Raw genomic sequence first — 17,419 nt, 5'->3', positions numbered from 1 at the left:
CGGACTTGCCTACGCAAACTGTGTTTACGGACGCAAAAATCCTCGATGCCGTATCAAGTGAACGCGCTAAATATTTGATTCGACTGGATTAATTTTAATATCCACAAGAAATGTGGATAACTGTGTGGACAAGCGACTCTTGACAAGCCGGAAGCGCAGTATTGATGCGGGTTTCAACAAACTGCCCATTCAACAGGCAAAAACGAAACCCCTTAAAATCAATGACTTATCGGTGCCCGCGTTTTAAGCACGAAGTGAAAGTAAGGCAAATTCCTACAAAAATCCCGCGGCGGGGATAACTTTGTCCCGCTGTCCCGATCCTGCCCACTTTTTCTGTCATCTTGCCGTCATTTTCGCGCTCGCGGGCCGTCCTTACTGCAGCAAGGTGCCGGGAACGAGGATCTCCCGCAGCCCCGCGCCGTCGCGCAGCACGAACAGCGCATCGATGCCCTTGTCCCTGGCCAGCGCGATCCCATCCCGCTCTCCCAGGACGAGCAGCGCCGTGGCCCAGGCGTCGGCCAGCATGCACGTCGGCGTCAAGACGGTGACCGCCGCCACGGTATTCGACAACGGCAGTCCGGTCCGGGGGTCCATCGTGTGCGCGTACCTTTTGGCGCCCACGTCGACCCAATGGCGGTAATCGCCGGACGTCGCGATGGCCGCGTCGCGCAATTCGATGACGCCGGCAACCTCGCGCCGGCCGAAGACCGGTTGCTCGATCGCGACCGCCCAGGCCTCCCCGGCGGGCTTGGCGCCGCGCGCGCGCATTTCCCCGTCGATGCCGACCAGGTAGTCGGCGATGCCCCGGCGGTCGAGGCAGCGCGCGAGTGCATCGACGCCATAGCCCTTGGCGATCCCCGACAAATCGAGCTTGACGGGGCGCCGCTTGCGCACCCGCCGCAGCCCGGTGTCCACGTCCAGGGCGGCGCCCGCGGGCGCGGGCGTTTGCGGCCCCGGCGCCGGGTCGTGCGGCGCAAATGAGCGCGCCGATGGGCCGAACCCCCACGTGTCCACGAGTGCGCCGACGCCCATGTCGAACGCGCCGTTCGATTCGCGGCCGACCGCGAGTCCGGTGTCGAGGACTTCCATCAGCGCGCGAGGGACTGTCACCCACGTGTCCTCCGGCGCGGCGTTGAGGCGGCACAGGTCGGAGTCGGGCTTCCAGGTCGACATCTGCCGGTCCACCTCGTCGACGGCCGCTTGCAGCTCGGCCTGGATGGCCGCGGCATCGATGGACGCGGGCGCATAAAACAGCGCCGTGTAGCGCGTCCCCATCGTCTTGCCGTTGAGGCTGTAACGCTGCAAGGCTTCGGATGCCGGCAATTCAGAAGACGTCTTCACGATACCGTCCAGTCGTCCTGAGGGTTTGGACGTCCAGGTTCAGGGGCGCCAGGATCTCGTCCAGCGCCATCCTCACGCTGCGCGCCATCGCGCTGCTGCCGCATACGAGGATCTGGCCGCCGTTCCCGATCAGCTTGCGCATATTGTCCGCGTCTTCCGTCAACCGCGTCTGCACGCGGACGCCGTTGTCGACGCGCGAGAATGCCGTGTGGAGCTGCGTGAGCCGGGCGTCGGCCAGGTAGTTCTTCAGCTCGGGTTCGTACAGGAAGTCCGATTCGGGATCGCGGCCGCCCCAGTACAGATACATGGGGTATTTGCCGGTATTGTTGCGGATGAAGCCCGCGAGCGGGCCGATGCCCGTGCCGGCGCCGACCAGGATCACCGGCGATTTGCCGGACGCGGGACGGAACTGCGGATTGGGCTGGATGAACGCGTCGATACGGTCCCCCACCTTCAGGCCGTGCAAATAGGTGGAGCACACGCCGCCCGGGTGCTTGCGCACGCAGATCTCGAGAATGCCGTTCCTGGAACCGCTCGCCAGCGAATAGAAGCGCGGCATGGCGCTGCCGGGCGGGATGATGCCCACGAGGTCCCCCGCTTCGAAATGCGGCAGCCGATGCCTCTTCCCATGCCCCGCCGGGGCGGCGACGAAACGCAGGACGACCGTGGGTTCGGCCGCCTCGCGGCCATAGTCGATGCGTTCCTGCAGGCCGAGCGGAAACGTCCGCGGATGGGCCGGCGTGTGTTCCAGCGTCAGCGGCACGCCGAGCAGGTCGCCGACCGCGACGCCCCATCGCGCGAATTCCTGCGACGACTGGCGGTTGATTGTCACCAGTCCGAGGGCCCGGCGGCAGCCGTGCTCGCGGAACGCCGCGTCGACGTCTTTCGCGAACTGGCAGAATTGCCCGAACTGGCTGTCGCCGAAACCGAGCACGGCGTACCGGGTTTCCGGATTGGGCGGGCACCGGGACAGCCGCGCCAGGAACTGGTCGGCGGACGACGGGGCGCCGCCGTCGCCGTAGGTCGCGGTGAGGACGAAGACGAGACGGGCCGGATTGTCCTCGAACGACACCTCGTTCATCGCCACCGTATGCACGCGCCGGCCGGCCTGGCGCAACGCGTCGTGCAGCACGCGGGCGAATCCCCATGTGCTGTTGTTTTCGCTGCCCACCAATATCAGGATCTCCGCCGACCGCACGGGGCTGTTGCCGGCGATGCGCGGCCTGGCGCGGCGCCGTTGCCACCAGACGGTCGCGCCGGTCGCGGCCATCCACGGCGACGTCAGCGCGCACAGCCCCAGGATCAGGCCGAACCACCACAGGCCTTCGCCCGTGTGCAACCGGTAGATCAGCTCGTAGACGTCGCGCACACCGCCGTGCGGGCGAAAAGCGAGCAAGACGCCGGTCGACGGGTCGACGTAACCGTCGCCCCGCGCGGTACGCAAGGTGTAGAGGGCGGCCGTGTCGCCCGGTTCCGGGAACACGAGTTCGCGCAGGTCGGCGAGATCGGTGGCGGCCAGCGCGGCCAGGCGCTCCACGGGCGCTGCCGGCCCGCCCGACACGGTCGACGGGAAATCGGGCTCGTTCTGCATCCCGTCGGAAACGAAGCCGAACGTCGCGGCCGACATGTACGTCCCCGTGACCGCCGACACCAGCAGCCCGATGACGGCGATGCGGCCCACCTCGGCATGCCAGCGCTGGCTCCTGCTGCCGTGCAATGGCCGCGCCAGCGCGCGCCAGCCGCCGATGCGCTTGACGAGCAGCAGGATGCCCGACACGCACAGCACGAGCATCGCGATCGCGGTGATGCCGGCCACGGCGCGTCCGGCCGTGTCGAGCAACAGGGACCTGTGCAACTGCTTGATCCAACGCAGGAATCCCGACGGTGCATAGGGGCCGATGCGGCTGCCGCTCGCAGGGTCGACCTGGTCCGCGCCGGCGCCGCTCCCCGTCTGGAAATAGACGACGACGGCGCCCGACGGCGTGCGCTGGATCTGTTCCGCCTCCGGATAATGCGCCCGCACCCGGCCCGCCAACTCGGCCACGCTCAGGTGCGCCGGTATGCTGGTTCCCATCCGCTCGATGACCGGATCGGCGGACAGCACCGCACCCGTGATGCCGACGATGGCGACCAGCAGCGCGGCGACGAGCCCCGGAAGCGAGTGGATCTTGCGTAGCATACGTCAGCCGTCAGCGGTCACAGGTCGTAACTGAAGGTACTGACGTAGCCTCGACCCTTGACGGCCTTGCCGCTTCCCGGTTTCGTCAGCGGCACGCGCACTTCGGCGGGGTTGTCCCGGCCATCCTCGACCGCGCTGTCGACCCGGATTTCGTACCCGGCGTCGATCAGGACGTCGGCGAGGTCGACGGTGACCTTGAGCGATTTGCCGCTGCCGACACTCGCGCCGGTGACGCCGTCGAATTCGCGCGCCGCCAGGCCGCTGCCGCGCGCCCACGCACTCAGGTGCTTGTAATACTTCGATTTCTTCCCGGCGACCCACAAGGTCTTCTGGTACTTGCCGGCCGCGTCGGTCAAATAGACGGCCAGGTAGGCGCCGTTGCCGCCGTAGTTCTGCAGCTGGGCGTTCAGCGTGACGGGCCGCGCGCAGGCGAAGCCGGGCACTGCCAGTGCAGTCGCGACGCAAATAGAAGCGGTAAATTTCATGGGATGTCCTTTATTGATCGTGTTTTTGTCCGTACGCATGCCGCTTGCGCGCGGGCGAGAAAGAAGTCTCCGCGTCCGACCGGAACTCGATTTCGTAGCCGCGGATTTTCAACGTGCCGGGGGAATATTTCGCTTTCAGCTTGTTACCGTCGCGATCGACCGCCCTCACCTCGTAGCAACCGTCGTCCACCTTGATGCGCTGTACGGTCCAGCCGTTTCGTTCCACCTCCTGGCGCAGCGTTTCGCGTGGTTTCCACTGATCGACCGGGTCCGAGCAATCGATATCGGCGAATGCCGCGCCACTGCAAACGAGAGACGTCAGCACGATGGTTGTGGGGAGCAGTTTCATGAGAGGTGTCAACCTGCAAGGAAAATCAAACCCGGATAGGCGCGCACGGCCGAGCGGCTGCATGGCAAGCGTTTCACGCGAATGGACAATGCCGGTACGGTTTCAAAAAATATAGCGAAAAAGGCGTCTCTCCACGCAATCCAATTTTTTTGAAAATTGATTGAAGTCAAATCACAAACAATATGCGCGCCGGGTGCGGCTCGTCTGGGAAACGGCAAGATCGACTGGGCAAGAGCGTCCAGGAATAAGGTCAGTCGGGAGCAGACCATGGTTGGTTTTCTTGCAGACATCGACAAACGCGATGTTGGAGAGAAGACCTTAAGGATTTCTTACCAACCGCGGACGGGGCTGCGGGCGCGATCGAAGCGACGGCGGGCGAAGCGGAGGCAATGGCCGCGGACGGCCCGGAAACGGAAAGGCGGCGATGTCGGTGTGGCATCCGGCCGGCACCGGGACGACGAGAACGGATGCGGCTATGCCGGCCGCGCCCGTCTCGTTGCCCGATGATCAAGCCTTGTTCAGATATCCACAAAAACTGTGTATAAGGTTGTGGAAAAACACCCTATTGACATGTCAAAACCAAGCAGCAATGCGGGTTTCAACAATTTGCCCGTTGCGTGGGCAAAACTCAACCGTCGTAAAATCAATGGTTTACGAGGTCAAGCGGAACACAAATCACAGAAAAATGCAAGACGGAAACGAGCAACTTTGTGCACAAGTGATGCGATGCAATCCCTTAACGACACCACGAGCGCCTGCGGCCCGGCTCCGTCAACACGCGTTCGATGACGTCGTTGCCGACGTTTTGCGAACGGAGGTATTCCACCGCCGACATCGTATTGCTGCGCTGCTGGAGTGCAATGCCCAGGTCGACGATATCTTTCTGCTGAGAATCGCGGCGCTGGTAGGGGACGGTCAGCTGACCGTCTTCGAGCTCGAGGGTGTTGTGGTTCATCGCCGTTCCTGACTTTGATGGATTGAAAGGGATTGCTGCCCTAACGAGTATTTCCCAGCTTTGGCCAAAGTCAAGTTTATTTCCGATTTATTTTTTGGACATAGGGCGCCGCGTCGCGCCGTGCGCCGCCCGCTTTCCGCCGCGCCTAGAATGGCCCCGTCACCCAACCACCATGAGGAACCCATGAGCGCCATGCCCGATCCCGACCTGAAACCCGGCGACGAAGCGGAACCCGGCACGCCCGGCGCCGGCGAAGACCTGTGCGAAACCTGCGGCGGCAGCGGCAAGCTGGCCGACGGCAAGATTTGTCCCGAATGCGAAGGCACGGGACGCGTGATGCGGGGGATTGGCGGCGGCTGATCCGCAGCGCGCTGGCGGCGCCGTTCCGGACGAGGCATACTTGCGTTTTTGGCCACCCCATCCTCCGACGGACCGAACCATGCCCGAACTCCTCGGCGAACACGCTTGTTTCGACGGCGTCCAGCGCTTCTACCGTTACGATTCCGCCGCCATCGGATTGCCGATGCGTTTTTCCGTGTACCTCCCGCCCGGCGCGCAAGGCAAGCGCCTGCCCGTGCTGTTCTACCTCGCCGGTCTCACCTGCACCGAAGAGACCTTCATGATCAAGGCCGGCGCCCAGCGCGTGGCTGCGCAGGAAGGCCTGATCCTGGTCGCCCCGGACACGAGCCCGCGCGGCGCCGACGTGCCGGGCGAGACGGACGACTGGGACTTCGGCGCGGGCGCCGGCTTCTACGTGGACGCCACGCGCACCCCGTGGTCCGGCCATTACCGGATGTACAGCCACATCCTCGAACTGCGCGAACTCGTGCTGGCCGCCCTGCCCGCCGATCCGGCCCGCGTCGGCATCTTCGGCCACTCGATGGGCGGCCACGGCGCGCTGATGCTGGCACTGCGCAACCCGCACCTGTTCCGCTCCGTGTCGGCCTTCGCCCCCATCGCCGCGCCCTCCCGCTGTCCCTGGGGCGAAAAGGCGTTCGGCGGCTACCTCGGCCCCGACCGCGACGCGTGGCGCGCCTACGATGCGACCGAGCTGATGGCGGACGCCGACATCCCGCCCTTCCCCAAAGGCATCCTGATCGACCAGGGCCTCGCCGACAAGTTCCTGGCCGAACAGTTGTACCCGGACGCCTTCGAGGAAGCCTGCCGCGCCGTCGGCCAGCCGCTCGAACTGCGCCTCCATCCGGGCTACGACCACGGCTATTATTTCATCTCGACGTTCGTCGACGACCACCTGCGCTTTCACCGCCGCAACCTCGGTTGAAGAGGCGGCCCGCGTCCTGCCGCGTCGTGCGGATGGACGGAACGGACCGGGGACGCGCGGCGATCCCGTTGCTGTCATGGACCCGGGCGGGTTCGTAGAATTCCCCGTTTCCGCTCGCGCACTGGCGGGAATCAAACGTTCTACCCGGCCACCCGCGCACGTTTCGTGCGCCCCTTGCAAACCGGTTTTATGCGCCCTATAAATGGGATTGGCGGCGTCCGGCGCGCCGCCGGATGTCATTCCTGAACGTCATTCCTATTCCTATTAGAAGGGAGGTCTATCATGAACCTGATCAGAAGAGGCGCGACGCCGCTCTCCACATTCCGCCCCGGCGCCATGGAAGACCAGTTCGGACGCATGGTCGAGAACATGTTCCAGGATTTCTTCGCCCCGCTCGCCCAGGGCCGCTGGTCCGGCGACGACGTCGGCATGCCTCGGCTGGACGTCAGCGAGACCGACAAGACCTTCGAAGTGAAGGCCGAGCTGCCGGGCGTCAAGAAGGACGACGTGCACGTGTCCATCGACGGCCAGCGCGTCACCATCGAGGGCGAATGCCAGCAGGCAAACGAACAGCGCGAGGGCGAACAGGTGGTGTATTCTGAGCGCTCGACGCGCAAATACCAGCGCAGCTTCACCCTGCCGGCCGAGGTCGACGATGCCAGTGCCCAGGCCCGGCTCGAAGACGGCGTCCTGATGTTGTCGCTGCCCAAGAAACAGGGCGGCACGGCGCGCCAGCTGACGATCCAGTAAGCCGCAACGCGGCCCCGGGCGGTCGGCGTCCTCGCGGCCGCCCGGCCGCGCGCATGCCGCGGCATTGGAAGGAACCTCTGGAACAACGCGCATCATGGCCGACATCCGTCATTTCAAGAACCGCACCGAGGCCGGCCGGCTGCTGGCGAAGCAGCTCGGCGCCTATGCCGGCCAGCCCGATGCCATCGTGCTGGCGTTGCCGCGCGGCGGCGTCCCGGTCGGCTTCGCCATCGCGCAGCGGCTCGGCATCGCCCTCGACATCCTCGTCGTCCGCAAGCTCGGCATGCCGGGCCACGAAGAATTCGCCATGGGCGCCGTGGGCAGCGGCGGCGTGCGCGTGCTCCAGCCCGGCGTGCCCGGCCTGCTGGGCGTCAGCGCGCACGACGTGGATGCCGTGACGGCGCGCGAACTGGCCGAGCTGCAGCGGCGCGAACGCGCCTACCGCGGCGGCCGGCCGCCGCTCGACCTCGCGGGGCGCAGCGCGGTCCTCGTCGACGACGGCGTCGCGACCGGATCCACGATGCTCGCCGCGATCGAGGTGGCGCGCAGGCTCGGACCGCGCACGCTGGCGCTGGCCGTCCCCGTCGCGCCGCCGGACACGGCAGCCGCGCTCGCGGCGCGCGTCGACGATCTCGTCTGCCTGTCGACCCCGCCGCAATTCCGCTCGGTGGGCCAGTGGTACGACGTGTTCGAACAGACCAGCGACGAGGAAGTGCAGGATTTGCTGGCCACCGCCTGGCACGACGAGGCGGCGGCCGGGGCCAGACCAACCGGAGGAGCGAATCATGAGAAACACAACGGACACAGGCTTTGAAATCGCGAAATGGATCGGCGGTGCCGCCGCCGGCGCCCTGCTGATGTACATGCTCGACCCGGACCGCGGCGGCGCCCGGCGCGCCCAATCGGCCGCGGCCGTGCGCAACGCGGGCGCGCGCACGTCGAGCGCGCTGGGCAATGTCTGGCAGGGAGCGCGCGAACGCGTGGGCGCCGCGGCCGACGACTTGCGCCACCGTGCGGCGGAGACGGCGAGCGATGCGCACACCGGCTCGGCGCTGGAACGCATGGGCCGCGCCGCGAGCGAGGCGCTGGACGCCGGCCTCGACAAGGCGAAAGACACGCTGGGCCGCGCCGGCGATGCCGTCGAATCCGGTATGACCCGCGCCACCAGCAAGGCCAGGAGCGCGTTGAGCCGGACCGGCGACGCCCTCGGCGACGGCATGGACAAGACGGCCGATGCGCTCACCGGCCCGTCCGCCGCGGGCGGCCTGCGTGCGCGCATGCGCGATGCGCTGCAGACCGGACCGAACGGCGAATGGACGCCCGCCGCGCGCAATTCCGCGCTGGCGGGCGGCGGCCTGCTGGCCCTGTATGCCCTGACGCGGCGCTCGCCGCTGGGTCTCCTGCTGGGCCTGGCCGGCGCCGCGCTGCTGGCGCGGGGCGCCGCCAACCAGCCCCTGACGGGCATGCTGCGCGGGCGCGGCATCGGCATGGACCAGACGGTCGACTTCAGCAAATCCATCCACATCGACGCCGCGCCGGACGACGTGTACGACGTGTGGGCCAATTACGAGAACTTCCCGCACTTCATGTCCCACGTCGTCGAGGTGCGCGACCTCGGGCGCGGCCGCTCGCACTGGATCGTGCGCGGCCCCGGCGGCAGCGAGTACGAATGGAATTCCGTCCTCACCGAGCAATCCCGGCCGCACCGCCTGGCCTGGCGCAGCGAAGCCGGCGCCGAGATCCCGCAGAGCGGCTCGGTCCAGTTCGAGCCGCACCGCGGCGGCACCCGGGTCACCGTGCGCATGTCGTACACGCCGCCCGTGGGCGCCCTCGGCCACGGTCTCGCGACGCTGCTCGGGTCCGATCCCAAGGCCCGGATGGACGACGACCTGGCGCGCATGAAGACCTTCATCGAACGGGGCGCCGTGCCGCATGACGCCGCGCGGCCGCGCCCGAGCGGCCGCTGGCTGCACTGAGGCGGTCATGGCGACCCCGCACGCCGTCTCCGCGCTCCGCGCCGCCGCCCGCCCGCTGACGGGCGGCGAACGCGATTACGACGCCCTGCTCGACCTCGTCGGCGACGCGCGCTTCGTCCTGCTGGGCGAGGCGACGCACGGCACCCACGAGTTCTACGAGGAACGCGCGCGCATCACCCGGCGCCTCATCGAGGACAAGGGTTTTCATGCCGTGGCGGTCGAGGCCGACTGGCCGGACGCCTACCGCGTCAACCGCTATGTGCGCGGCCGCGGCGAGGACCGCAACGCCGACGAAGCCCTGTCCGGCTTCAAGCGTTTCCCGAACTGGATGTGGCGTAACACGGACGTCGCCGCTTTCGTGCAATGGCTGCGCCACCACAATATGGGCGCGGCGGGGCGGCAGGCCGGCTTCTACGGACTCGACCTGTACAGCATGTTCACGTCGATCGAGGAAGTGCTGCGCTACCTCGACCAGGTCGACCCGAACGCGGCGCGCCAGGCGCGCGAGCGCTATGCCTGCTTCGACCATTACCACGAGGACAGCCAGCACTACGGCTATACGGCGAGCCTCGACTTGTCCGCCTCGTGCGAGCAAGGCGTGCTGGAACAATTGCAGCAGCTACAGCAACGCGCGGCCGACTACATGTACCGCGACGGCGACGAAGAGGCGTTCTTCTACGCCCAGCAGAACGCGCGCCTCGTGAAGAACGCCGAGGAATACTACCGGACGATGTTCCGGGGCCGCGTGTCGTCCTGGAATTTGCGCGACAGCCATATGGCGGAGACGCTGGACGCGCTCGCCAAGCATTTGTCGACAGACGACCAGCCGGCCAAGATCGTCGTCTGGGAACACAATTCCCACATCGGCGACGCGCGCGCGACGGAAATGGGCGAGATGGGCGAGTGGAACGTCGGCGAACTGGCGCGCAAGGAATACGACGGGCAGACGCGCCTGATCGGTTTTTCCACCTACGACGGCTTCGTCACGGCCGCGTCCGAATGGGATGCGCCGGCCGAGCACAAGCGCGTGAGGCCCGGCATGCCGGGCAGCTACGAGGAATTGCTGCACGAAACAGGCATTCCCCGCTTCATGCTGCCGCTGCGCGACGGCGGCAACCGTATCCGCGACACGATGCTGGAACGTAAGCTGGAACGGGCCATCGGCGTCATCTACCAGCCCCGTACGGAGCGCCACAGCCATTATTTTGCGGCGGAACTGGCGCGCCAGTTCGACGCCGTGATTCACATCGATCACACGACGGCCGTGCGCCCCCTCGACCCGGGCGGCGGCTGGCATGCGGAGGAACCGCCGGAGACTTACCCGACCGGATTCTGAACGCGAACGTCGCGGGCGGCCGCGGCCGGCGCATTTTCGCCCATGCGCACGACGCAGCGGTCCCGCCCGCCATGCTTGGCGTCGTACAGCGCCGCGTCGGCCCAGCCCAGCACCTGGTCCTGCGTGGGCAGCGGGCCGTCCGTCCCCTGGACGAGCGCGATGCCCACGCTGGCCGACACGGTCAGGTCGCCCGCCCCCGTCGCGAACGGGCGGCGGATGGCCTCCACGATCTTGGCGCCGATCCGTTCCGCTTCTTCCGCGCCCTTGACGTCTTCCAGCAGGACGACGAATTCGTCGCCCGCCAGGCGCGCCGGCGTGTCCGTCGCGCGCACGCAGCCGACGAGGCGTCGGGCGAATTCCTTGAGCACCTCGTCGCCGACGCCATGGCCCCACGTGTCGTTGATGGCCTTGAAGCGGTCGATGTCCAGGTAGGCCAGGCCCGCTACCAGGCGCTGGCGGCGGGCGCGCTCCAGCGCCTGGCCCAGCAGTTCGCCGAACAGGCGGCGGTTGGCGATGCCCGTCAGGCTGTCGAAGCGCGCCATCTGCACGAGCCGGCTTTCCGCCTCCTTCACCCGGGTCATGTCGTGTGCCAGCGCATACACGCCGGCGACGCGGCCCTGCGCCTGCACGTCCGGCACGAACGTCCATTCCAGGATGCGGTGCCGGCCCTGCGCCTGCAGCGGCATCTCGAACGTGGCGCCGACGCCCTCGAACGCCTGTCTCAGGCGCGGGCGGGCCGCGTCGTACGCGGGCTTGCCCAGCACCTCCTGCAAATGCATGCCGGGCAGGAGGACGGGATCGAGGCCCAGCCAGGCTTGGAACGTCGCGTTGCCGAAACCCAGGCGGTGGTTGCGGTCGATGTAGCAGATCAGCACGGGCAGGTTGTCGGCGATGAGGCGCAGGCGCTGCTCGCTCGCGGCCTGCGCCAGTTCCGCTTCCTTGCGTTCGCTGATGTCCATCGCCATCACGTAGAACCCGGCGACGCGGCCGTCGCGGTCGACGTCCGGGATGGTGTCGATCATCTGGTGGCGCGTGGCGTCGTCGCTGCGCACGTCTTCCACGTGGCCGCGCTCGCCGCGCAGGGCGGCGCGGATCATCGGCTCGAGCCGCGTGTAGCCGGCCTCGCCCAGCGCCTCGCGCACGGTGCGTCCGAGCGCCCAGTCCGGCGGCGTGCCGATCATCCGGTCGAAGCCGGCGTTCGTGAACTCGAAGCGCTCGTCGCGGTCGATGTAGGCGATCACGGCGGGAACATTGTCGGCGATCGCGCGCATGCGGGCGGCGTCACGCTCGCGCGCGTGCACGAGGTCGTGGAACGCACGGCCCAGTTCGCCGACCTCGTCCCGGCGGGCGAGCGCCAGCACGTCGATGCCCGCACCTTCGTGACGGACGGCGGCCACGTTGCGGCGCAGCGCATCCAGCGGCTGCAGGCCGCGCCGCACGAGCCACCACGCCAATATCGCGGCCGCCAGCGCGAGGACGCCGGCCACGACGAGCACCGTGCGGCGCACGCGCGCGAGCGGCGCGAACGCCTCGGCCTCGGGAAATCGCGCGCCGAGAATCCAGCCCGTCGTCGCCAGGCGGCGGTACGCGACGATGGCGGGGCCCTCGCGGTCGCTGCCGGCCAGCCACCCCTCGAATCCATGCAGCGCGCGTTCCAGGCCGGGCTGGGTGCCGGGCCCCGCCCCGGCCGGCGCGTCGATCGGCGCGCCGTCGGCCGACATCAGGAACAGATAACCCGTGCTGCCGGGGCGCAGGGCATCGATGTGGCGCAGGAAACGGGCGTGCCGCAGGTCGATGCGGCCGGCCAGCACGTAGACGATCGCGCCGTGGTCGTCGAACACGGGCGCCGTCACCACCACCATGTTGGCGCCGGACAGGCGGCTTTGGACCGGATCGGACACGACGCCGCGTCCGCGCAGCAGCGTTTCTTCGAAATAGGCGCGGCCGTTGGCCGTCAGCGGCTGGCTGCTTGCCATCGATGCGCTAGAGGCCACCAGTTCGCCGCTGCGCGCGAAGGCGGCGATGTCGACGAAGTCCTCGCCCGCGTCGGCCGTGCGTCCGGCCAGCCAGGCCCGCAGGCGGCGCGGGTCGCGGCGGGCGTCCGCCGGCAGCGCGGCGGCCAGCGCGGCCATCTGGCGCAGGCGCGCTTCGAGCAGGTCGTCGAGGAAGGCGGCGGCGCCGGACAGCATCGCATACTGCTGGCCGCCCAGCACGGCGCGCAGGTCGCGTTCGGCCACGTCCACGGCCAGCGGGCCGGCCAGCAAGGTGGCACCCAGCACCAGCACGCCGACGGCGCCCGCCAGGCGGCTGCGCAGGGTGGTCGGAAAAGGGAGAGTTCTTCGCATATGGGTCGGCGGTGCCGCTACGCATCGGGCCGTACCAGTATGTCATACCGCTTGGATTTCGACCAATGTGCAGCGCAACGTCGATTCCCTTGGTCTTGACGGGGCTGTTTGGTTTAGCATTGCACAGTTCAGGTCCGGCACACGACAACAAGCACGAAACATGAGTAAATACACACTGCACGTGAACGGCAAGGCCCACGCCGTCGACGTCGAAGCGGATACGCCGCTGCTGTGGGCGCTGCGCGATACCCTGGGTCTCGTCGGCACAAAATACGGTTGCGGCGTGGGCGCCTGCGGGGCCTGCACCGTGCACGTGAACGGCCAGCCGGCGCGCGCCTGCCAGCTGCCGGTCGGCCGCATCGGCAAGCGCCGCATCACGACCATCGAGGGCCTCGACAAGCATGCCATGCATCCGCTGCAGCAGGCCTGGACGGAACTGGACGTGCCGCAGTGCGGCTATTGCCAGGCCGGCCAGATCATGACGGCGTGCGCCCTGCTGAAACAGCACCCGCACCCGACCGACGCCCAGATCGACGACGCGATGGCCGGCAATCTGTGCCGCTGCGCGACTTATGTACGCATCCGCGCCGGCATCCACCGGGCGGCCGAGATCGCGGACCAGCGAAAGGACAAGGCATGAACCGCCCCGTGTCCCCCGCGCGCCGCCGCTTCCTCGGCACGTCGGCCGGCGCCGGCGCGGCCCTGCTGCTCGGCGTGCAGGCGGGCGGCGCGATCGCCGCGCTGCCCGGCACCGGCCGGGCCGACGGCGCCGCCGGCGACTTCGTCCCGAACGCCTTCATCCGCATCGGCACGGACGGCCGCGTGACGCTCGTCTCCAAGCAGCCGGAAATCGGCCAGGGCATCAAGACGTCGCTGCCGATGGTGCTGGCGGAGGAGCTCGACGTGGACTGGAAGACGGTCCGCGTCGTGCAGGGCGACCTGAATCCGGTCTATGGTTCGCAGGGCGCCGGCGGCTCGACGTCGACGCCGGCCAACTACGACAACTTCCACCGCCTGGGCGCCACGGCGCGCACGATGCTCGTGCAAGCGGCCGCGCAAACGTGGAACGTGCCGGCGCCCGAGTGCCGCGCGGAGCACGGCGCCGTCGTGCACGGCGCCAGCGGCCGCAGGCTGGGCTACGGCGCGCTGGTGCGCACCGCGTCCGCCCTGCCCGTCCCGCCGGCCGCCGACGTCGTACTCAAGGATCCGGCCACGTACCGCCTGCTGGGCACGCGCGTGGGCGGCGTCGACAACGCGCTCGTCGTCGCGGGAAAGCCGCTGTTCGGCATCGATACGCGCTTGCCGGGCATGCTGTACGCGACGTACGTGAAATGCCCCGTGCCGGGCGGCCGCCCCGTCGAGGCGAACCTGGACGCCGTCAAGCGCATGCCGGGCGTGAAGGCGGCGTTCATCGTCGAGGGCACGGAGAACCTGCACGGCCTGCGGCCCGGCGTGGCGATCGTCGCCGATTCGACGTGGAACGCGTTCCGCGCCCGCAAACAACTGCGGGTGACGTGGGACGAAGGCGAAGGCGCGGAGCACAGCTGGACGGGCTTCGTCGCCCAGGCGCAGGCCGCGAGCGGCCAGCCCGGCGCCGCCGTCATGCGCAAGGATGGCGACGTCGATGCGGCGCTGGCCGGCGCCGCGCGCACGGTGGCGGCGAACTACGTCTATCCGTTCATCTCGCACGCGAGCATGGAACCGCAGAACTGCACGGCGTGGTTCAAGCCTCGCGAAGGCACGCTGGAACTGTGGGCGCCCACGCAGAATCCGGGCGCGGGCCAGGCGCTCGTGGCCTCGACCTGCAACATCCCGAAAGACAAGATCATCCTGCACATCACGCGCAGCGGCGGCGGGTTCGGGCGGCGGCTGTCGTCCGACTTCATCGTCGAGGCGGCCGCGATCGCACAGAAGGTCGACGCGCCCGTCAAGCTGACGTGGACGCGCGAGGACGACCTGCAGCACGACCACTTCCGCGCCGGCGGCTTCCACTTCCTGCGCGGCGGCGTCGATGCGCAGGGCAAGGTCGTCGCGTGGCACGACCACTTCGTCACGTTCGCCAACCGCGTCAAGAAAAAGGAAAGCGACGGCGGCACGGCCAGCGTGCTGCAGCCGGGCAGCGGCGGCAACCTGTCGGGCGACGAATTCCCCGGCCGCTGGGTCGCCGACTGCCTGATCGAACAGACCCCGCTCGAATGCCGCATCCCGATGGGTCCGTGGCGCGCGCCGGGCAGCAATGTGTTCGCATGGGTGTTCCACAGCTTCATCGACGAGCTGGCCCACGCGGCGGGGCGCGATCCGCTCGCGTTCCGCCTCGACCTGTTGGGCGACAAGGACCTCGTGGCCGGTACCGGCGAACGGAGCGTGCCGTACAACGTGGGGCGCATGCGCAACGTGCTGCAGGCCGTGGCCGAGCGGTCCGGCTGGGGGCAACGGCAATTCGCGCGGGGCCAGGGCGCCGGCATCGCGTTCCACTTCAGCCACCGTGGCTATGTGGCGGAAGTGGCCGAGGTGACCGTGGCTAAGGAAGGCCGGCTGCACGTGGACCGCGTCGTCGTCGTCGCGGACGTCGGCGCCCAGATCGTGAATCTGTCCGGCGCCGAGAACCAGGTGCAGGGCGCCGTGATCGACGGCCTGTCGACCCTGATGTACCCGGCGCTCGACATCGACAAGGGCCGCATCGTGCAGAGCAACTTCCACGACTACCCGCTGCTGCGCATGCCCGACACGCCGACGAAGGTCGAAGCGCACTTCCTCAAGACGGACTACCCCGTCACGGGCCTGGGCGAACCGGCGCTGCCGCCGCTCGCGCCGGCCGTCTGCAACGCGATCTTCGCCGCCACCGGCAAGCGGGTGCGCGAGCTGCCGCTCGCGAAAGCCGACCTGTCCTGGAGCTGAGCGTGACGATGGACGACGTGGCCGGCCTGCTGGGCCAGGCCGTGCGGTTGCACCAGCAGGGCCGGTTCGACGAGGCGCAGGCCATGTACGAGCGCGTGCTCGCGAGCGCGCCGCGCCAGTTCGACGCGCTGCACCTGCTGGGCGTGATCGAGCGCCAGCGCGGCCGGCCCGCGCGCGCCGTCGAGCTGATCGAGGACGCGCTGCGCGTCGATCCGCACCAGGCGCGCGCCCACTGCAACCTGGGGGCCGCGCTGCAGGACCTGGGCCGCGCCGACGCCGCGCTGGCCTGCTACGAGACGTCGCTGCGCCTCGACCCGGCCTATGCGCTCGCGTGGGACAACCGCGGCAACACGCTGCGCCGGCTGGGCCGCCTGCAGGACGCCCTGGACAGCTACGAGCGCGCCCTCGGCCTTTCCCCGGCGCTGGCGCAGGCGTGGTGCCACCGGGCCATCGTGCTGCACGACCTGGGACGCCACGCCGACGCGGCCGCGAGCGCCGAGCAGGCGCTGGCGGCGCGGCCCGCATATGCCGACGCCTTCGTCGCGCTGGGCCACGCGCTGCAGGCGCTGGACCGCCACGCGGCCGCCGGCGACGCCTACGACCGCGCCCTGGCCCTGGCGCCGCAGGCCGAGACCTGGTGCGCGCGCGGCGCGGCGCTCAAGAAATCGGGCGACCTCGCCGGCGCACTTCACAGCTACGAGCGGGCGCTCGCCCTGCGGCCCGACTACGCCCTGGCCGAGCATTACCGGGCCAACACGCTGCGTGCGCTGGGCCAGCGCGACGCGGCCGTCGCGGCCTACCGCCGTGCCCTCGCGCTGGGCGCGGACGCGAACGACATCCGCTTCGCGCTGGCCGCGCTGGGCGAAGGCGACCAGCCGGACGCCGCGCCGGCCGACTACGTGAAAAGCCTGTTCGACCAGTATGCCGGCCGCTTCGACCGCCACCTCGTCGACGTCCTCGGCTACCGCACGCCGGCGTTGCTGGATGCGCTGGTGCGTCCGCACCTGGCGGCGGCGCCGGTGCGCTCGGCGCTGGACCTCGGCTGCGGCACGGGCCTGTGCGCGCCTTTCCTGCGCCCGCTGGCGCGGCACGTCACGGGCATCGACCTGTCGCAGCGCATGCTGGACAAGGCGGCGGAACTGGGCCTGTACGATGACCTGGCGTGCGCCGACATCGTCGACTGGCTCGCGCCGCGCGGCGCCTGCTGCGACCTCGTCGTCGCGGCCGACGTGCTCGTGTACATCGGCGACCTGGCGCCATTGTTCGCGCGCGTGCGCCACGCGCTGCGCGCGGGCGGGCTGTTCGCGTTGTCGTGCGAGGCGCTGGACGATGCCGGCGAAGGCGGCTATGCGATCCAGCCGTCGAACCGGTTCGCGCATGCGCTGGAGTACGTGACGCGCACGGCGATCGACGCCGGGTTCCGGGTCGTGGCGACGGCAGGCGCCACGCTGCGCCGCGACCACGGCCGCGACATCGCGGGACATCTGGTGCTGTTGACGTGACGACGACGGCGCGCCCTGCCG

Annotated in this window: 16 protein-coding genes; 9 read left to right on the top strand and 7 right to left on the bottom strand. The window is 68.8% G+C overall.

All coding sequences use genetic code 11. The annotated features are described in order from the left end of the window. Window positions 1-372: 372 nt before the first annotated feature. The 6 genes from ISF28_RS27770 to ISF28_RS27745 form a co-directional block, all read right to left on the bottom strand. On the bottom strand, window positions 373-1,344 hold the full coding sequence (locus ISF28_RS27770; protein WP_370663512.1) for an FAD:protein FMN transferase: 972 nt from the start codon (window positions 1,342-1,344) through the stop codon (window positions 373-375). After that, complete coding sequence (locus tag ISF28_RS27765; RefSeq protein WP_198120421.1) at window positions 1,325-3,520, bottom strand: PepSY domain-containing protein; 2,196 nt, start codon at window positions 3,518-3,520, stop codon at window positions 1,325-1,327. The genes ISF28_RS27770 and ISF28_RS27765 overlap by 20 nt, the downstream gene beginning before the upstream one ends. A 17-nt stretch (window positions 3,521-3,537) precedes the next feature. Continuing rightward, window positions 3,538-4,005: a DUF2271 domain-containing protein gene (locus ISF28_RS27760; protein ID WP_198120420.1), complete on the bottom strand. Its 468-nt coding sequence runs from the start codon at window positions 4,003-4,005 to the stop codon at window positions 3,538-3,540. A gap of 10 nt (window positions 4,006-4,015) precedes the next feature. Then, the gene (locus tag ISF28_RS27755) at window positions 4,016-4,354 is read right to left on the bottom strand and encodes a PepSY domain-containing protein (protein WP_198120419.1); all 339 of its coding nucleotides are present in this window, start codon (window positions 4,352-4,354) and stop codon (window positions 4,016-4,018) included. Between the two features lie 8 nt (window positions 4,355-4,362). Next, window positions 4,363-4,644, bottom strand: coding sequence for a hypothetical protein (locus ISF28_RS27750; protein ID WP_198120418.1), 282 nt, complete (start codon window positions 4,642-4,644; stop codon window positions 4,363-4,365). A 446-nt stretch (window positions 4,645-5,090) separates the two neighbouring features. Further along, on the bottom strand, window positions 5,091-5,309 hold the full coding sequence (locus tag ISF28_RS27745; protein WP_229519433.1) for a hypothetical protein: 219 nt from the start codon (window positions 5,307-5,309) through the stop codon (window positions 5,091-5,093). 183 nt (window positions 5,310-5,492) lie between these two features. Between ISF28_RS27745 and ISF28_RS27740 the strand changes: the two genes are divergently transcribed. From ISF28_RS27740 to ISF28_RS27715, 6 genes are all read left to right on the top strand, one after another. Next, on the top strand, window positions 5,493-5,669 hold the full coding sequence (locus tag ISF28_RS27740) for a hypothetical protein (protein ID WP_176936514.1): 177 nt from the start codon (window positions 5,493-5,495) through the stop codon (window positions 5,667-5,669). Window positions 5,670-5,748: 79 nt separating this feature from the next. Next, entirely contained in the window at window positions 5,749-6,591 is an 843-nt protein-coding gene (fghA, locus tag ISF28_RS27735; protein WP_198120417.1) for an S-formylglutathione hydrolase, read from the top strand. 282 nt (window positions 6,592-6,873) lie between these two features. Continuing rightward, on the top strand, window positions 6,874-7,341 hold the full coding sequence (locus ISF28_RS27730) for an Hsp20/alpha crystallin family protein (RefSeq protein WP_198120416.1): 468 nt from the start codon (window positions 6,874-6,876) through the stop codon (window positions 7,339-7,341). 94 nt (window positions 7,342-7,435) lie between these two features. Further along, window positions 7,436-8,155 (top strand): phosphoribosyltransferase, encoded by a 720-nt coding sequence (locus tag ISF28_RS27725; RefSeq protein WP_198120415.1) that lies wholly within the window; start codon window positions 7,436-7,438, stop codon window positions 8,153-8,155. After that, window positions 8,127-9,317 carry an SRPBCC family protein gene (locus ISF28_RS27720; RefSeq protein ID WP_198120414.1) on the top strand — a complete coding sequence of 397 codons (1,191 nt, stop codon included), beginning with the start codon at window positions 8,127-8,129 and terminating at the stop codon, window positions 9,315-9,317. Before ISF28_RS27725 ends, ISF28_RS27720 begins: the two co-directional genes overlap by 29 nt. A gap of 7 nt (window positions 9,318-9,324) precedes the next feature. Then, on the top strand, window positions 9,325-10,653 hold the full coding sequence (locus ISF28_RS27715) for an erythromycin esterase family protein (protein ID WP_198120413.1): 1,329 nt from the start codon (window positions 9,325-9,327) through the stop codon (window positions 10,651-10,653). Here the strand turns inward: ISF28_RS27715 and ISF28_RS27710 are convergent. Continuing rightward, window positions 10,635-12,998 carry a diguanylate cyclase domain-containing protein gene (locus ISF28_RS27710; RefSeq protein WP_198120412.1) on the bottom strand — a complete coding sequence of 788 codons (2,364 nt, stop codon included), beginning with the start codon at window positions 12,996-12,998 and terminating at the stop codon, window positions 10,635-10,637. The genes ISF28_RS27715 and ISF28_RS27710 overlap by 19 nt on opposite strands. 160 nt (window positions 12,999-13,158) lie before the next feature. Here ISF28_RS27710 and ISF28_RS27705 point away from each other — a divergent pair, with 160 nt between their 5' ends. Genes ISF28_RS27705 through ISF28_RS27695 form a run of 3 tightly spaced genes read left to right on the top strand, consistent with a single transcriptional unit; the run spans window position 13,159 to window position 17,398 of the window. Continuing rightward, window positions 13,159-13,638, top strand: a complete 480-nt coding sequence (locus tag ISF28_RS27705) for a (2Fe-2S)-binding protein (protein ID WP_198120411.1) — start codon at window positions 13,159-13,161, stop codon at window positions 13,636-13,638. After that, window positions 13,635-15,896, top strand: coding sequence for a xanthine dehydrogenase family protein molybdopterin-binding subunit (locus tag ISF28_RS27700; protein ID WP_198120410.1), 2,262 nt, complete (start codon window positions 13,635-13,637; stop codon window positions 15,894-15,896). Before ISF28_RS27705 ends, ISF28_RS27700 begins: the two co-directional genes overlap by 4 nt. Window positions 15,897-15,904: 8 nt before the next feature. Then, window positions 15,905-17,398: a tetratricopeptide repeat protein gene (locus tag ISF28_RS27695; RefSeq protein ID WP_198120480.1), complete on the top strand. Its 1,494-nt coding sequence runs from the start codon at window positions 15,905-15,907 to the stop codon at window positions 17,396-17,398. Window positions 17,399-17,419 lie beyond the last annotated feature (21 nt).

The sequence above is a fragment of the Massilia rhizosphaerae genome (genome assembly GCF_016093545.1).
In the GTDB taxonomy this organism is placed as follows: domain Bacteria; phylum Pseudomonadota; class Gammaproteobacteria; order Burkholderiales; family Burkholderiaceae_D; genus Telluria; species Telluria rhizosphaerae.
Note: the sequence above shows the minus strand (reverse complement) of the source record. Positions and strands in the feature narration are given on the sequence as shown.